At 63.7% G+C, this 3,390-nt stretch carries 3 protein-coding genes and 1 pseudogene; all 4 read right to left on the reverse strand.

Annotated features, from left to right (window positions below; translation table 11 throughout):
• The coding region (locus ENZ74_RS26220; RefSeq protein ID WP_164761220.1) for an FtsW/RodA/SpoVE family cell cycle protein at positions 1–668 on the reverse strand (668 nt) is incomplete at its 3' end.
• Positions 668–2,068 (reverse strand): UDP-N-acetylmuramoyl-L-alanine--D-glutamate ligase, encoded by a 1,401-nt coding sequence (murD, locus tag ENZ74_RS26225; protein WP_063168311.1) that lies wholly within the window; start codon positions 2,066–2,068, stop codon positions 668–670. The genes murD and ENZ74_RS26220, both read right to left, overlap by 1 nt.
• 8 nt (positions 2,069–2,076) lie before the next feature.
• On the reverse strand, positions 2,077–3,159 hold the full coding sequence (mraY, locus tag ENZ74_RS26230; protein ID WP_013530954.1) for a phospho-N-acetylmuramoyl-pentapeptide-transferase: 1,083 nt from the start codon (positions 3,157–3,159) through the stop codon (positions 2,077–2,079).
• Positions 3,160–3,177: 18 nt separating this feature from the next.
• Positions 3,178–3,390 (reverse strand): annotated as a pseudogene (locus ENZ74_RS26235) (UDP-N-acetylmuramoylalanyl-D-glutamyl-2, 6-diaminopimelate--D-alanyl-D-alanine ligase); the annotation flags it as partial.

Below are 3,390 nucleotides of genomic sequence, written 5' to 3' on the forward strand. Positions count from 1 at the left end.
GTAAGAAACTTGTCGATGCGCAAGGCAACGTGCGGGAACACCGTATAGGCGGCGAAAACGCCGCCGACGCCGGCGGCACCCAGCGCAACGATCCACAGCCAGGGCAGCCCGGCCATGAAAAACATGATGCCCCAGGTGCCGGTCGTCAGCATGGTCTGGCCGAGATCCGGTTGCGCCACCAGCAGCGACACGACCAGTACCAGCAGCAACATGGCGAACAGATTGCCGGGAATGTCGGGCTGGCGCTTGTGCTCAGCGAAAAGCCAGGCGCACATGATGACGAAGGCTGGTTTCAAAAATTCCGACGGCTGGATCGACAGGCCGGCAAGCGACACCCAGCGGCGTGCGCCCTTCACCTCGACGCCGATGTAGAGCACCGCCACCATCAGCACCAGCATCAGGCACAGCATGATCAGCGCCATGCGCCGGATCTGCCTGGAATCGAGGAACGACACAGCCAGCATCACGCCGAGCGCCGGTACGGTGAAGATGATCTGCCTGGTGGCGAAGTGGAAACTGTCGAGGCCGATGCGTTCGGCGACCGCCGGGCTCGCCGCGAAGGACAGCACGATACCGAGGCCCATCAGCGACAGGAACGCCGCCAGGAACCAGCGATCGATCGTCCACCACCAGGTCGCAACCGGACTTTTGTCGAGACGGCTCTGCATTATCGTGCCCCTCCGATGGGTTTCACACCCTCGATAGCATTCGCAGCTTGCCTGAAGGCTTCGCCGCGAACTTCGAAATTCTTGAACTGGTCGAAGCTGGCGCAGGCCGGCGACAGCAGCACCACCGCCTCGCCGCTGTCGTCCTTAGCCGCATCATGCGCGGCGTGCTCGACCGCCGCGGCCAGCGTGCCTGAAATCTCGTAGGGCACGGCCTCGCCCAGCGTCGCCGAAAACGCCGGCGCCGCCTCGCCGATCAGATAGGCCTTGGCGATGCGCGGGTAGAAACCGCGCAAGGGTTCGATGCCGCCTTCCTTGGGCAGGCCGCCGGCGATCCAGTAGATGCGCGCGAAGCTCGACAGCGCCGGCGCCGCAGCATCGGCATTGGTCGCCTTGGAATCGTTGATGAACAGCACATGGTCCTTGCGGCCGACCTGCTCCATGCGGTGCGCGAGGCCGGGAAAGCTTTCCAGCCCCGACTGGATCTCGCCAAGCTCCAGCCCGACCTTGAGGCAAGCGGCGACCGCAGCCAGAGCGTTCTGGGCATTGTGCTGGCCACGCAAGGAGCCGATGCCTTCGAGGAAGGCGACACGGCTGTAACGGCCGTGCACAGCTTCCATCAAATTGCTGCCATCGGCGAAATAGCCGTCGGTCAGCGGCAGGCGCTTGGAAATGCGGATGACATGCCGCCCCGCCCGCTCCAGCCGCTCGGCAATCTGCGCGCACCAGGAATCGTCGATGCCGACGATCGCCGTCTCGCTGCCGGCCACCAGCCGCTCCTTGATCGCGGCGTAGTGCTGCATGGTGCCGTGGCGGTCGAGATGATCGGGCGTCAGGTTGAGCAGGATGCCGGCCGTCGGATTGATCGAGGGCGCGAGGTCGATCTGGTAGGACGAACACTCGACGACATAGTGCCGATCGGGCTCGGGCGGATCGAGCGTCATCACCGCGCGGCCGATATTGCCGCCCATCTGGGCATCCCGTCCCGCGGCTTTCAGGATGTGCGCGGTCAGCGCGGTCGTCGTCGACTTGCCGTTGGTGCCGGTGATGGCGATGAAAGGCGCTGTCGGCGCGCTCAGCACCCGCTCGCGGCAGAAAAGCTCGATGTCGCCGATGATCTCGACGCCTGAGCCGCGCGCCAGTTCCACCGTCCAATGCGGCTTGGGATGCGTCAGCGGCACACCAGGCGACAGCACGAAGGCCGAGAATTTCGCCCAGTCGGCGCCGCGCAAATCAGCGGTCGCGATACCGGCAATGGCGGCCTTGGCCACACTGTCGGGATTGTCGTCCCAGGCCAGCACGTCCGCGCCGCCCTCGATCAGCGCGCGCGCCGTCGCGATCCCCGAGCCACCAAGCCCGAAGAGCGAAACGCGCTTGCCTGAAAAGGATGCGGCGGGGATCAAAGGGCTTCCTATCTCAGCTTGAGGGTCGACAGGCCGACCAGCGCCAGGATGACGGCGATGATCCAGAAGCGGATCACCACCTGGCTTTCGGTCCAGCCGAGCTTTTCGAAATGATGGTGGATCGGCGCCATCAGGAACACCCGCTTGCCGGTCATCTTGAAATAGCCGACCTGAATGATGACCGACAGGATTTCGACGACGAACAATCCGCCCACGATGACCAGCACGATCTCGTGCTTGGTGGCGACGGCGACCGTGCCGATCAGGCCGCCCATGGCCAGCGAGCCGGTGTCGCCCATGAAGATAGCCGCCGGCGGCGCGTTGAACCAGAGGAAGCCGAGGCCAGCGCCGATGACCGCACCGAGCACGACCGCGAGTTCACCGGTGCCGGGCACGAAATGGATCTGCAGATATTCGGCGAACACGGCGTTGCCGGAGAGATAGGCGATGACGCCGAAGGAGGCAGCCGCGATCATGATCGGCACGATCGCCAGGCCGTCAAGGCCGTCGGTCAGGTTCACCGCATTGCCGGCGCCGACGATGACGAAGCAGGAGAACGGAATGAAGAACCAGCCGAGATTGACGATGAATTCCTTGGCGAAGGGAAAAGTCAGCGACGACGAGAACGGCGCCTGGCCATTGTGCATGATCACCCAAGCGGCGATGCCGGCGATGACGAATTCCAGCGCCAGCCGTGCCTTGCCGGAAAAGCCGAGATGCGACTGCTTGGTGACCTTCAGATAGTCGTCGTAAAAGCCGATCGAGCCGAAGCCCAGCGTCACCAGCAGCACCACCCAGACATAGATGCTCGACAGGTTCGCCCACAAAAGCGACGAGCCGATGATGCCCGACAGGATCATCAGCCCGCCCATGGTCGGCGTGCCGGCCTTCTTGAAATGTGTCTGCGGCCCGTCGGCGCGGATCGGCTGGCCCTTGCCTTGCCGCAGCCGCAGCGAATTGATGATGGTCGGTCCAAAGATGAAGACGATCAGCGCCGACGTGATCAGCGCCCCACCGGTGCGGAAGGTGATGTAGCGGAAGACATTGAAGACCGAGACCTTGTCCGCAAAATCGACGAGCAGTGTGAACATGCGCTTTCGTCCCCCGACCTAGGTCTGTTTTCTGGTTGTCGATTCAGCCGGGAATTTGCCCAGCAGCGCATCGACCAGTTTTGCAAAACCGATGCCCTTCGACGATTTGATCATCACCACGTCACCCGGCTTGAGCGCGGCAAGCAGCACCGGCTTCAGCTCCTCGACACCGGCGCGGTATTCCGTCTTGATGTCAGCCGGCAGCGCTTCGGCCAGCGCCCGCATTTCCGG

Origin of the sequence: Mesorhizobium sp. M7A.F.Ca.CA.002.15.2.1, from assembly GCF_003998715.1 — a bacterium.
Classification (GTDB): domain Bacteria; phylum Pseudomonadota; class Alphaproteobacteria; order Rhizobiales; family Rhizobiaceae; genus Mesorhizobium; species Mesorhizobium ciceri.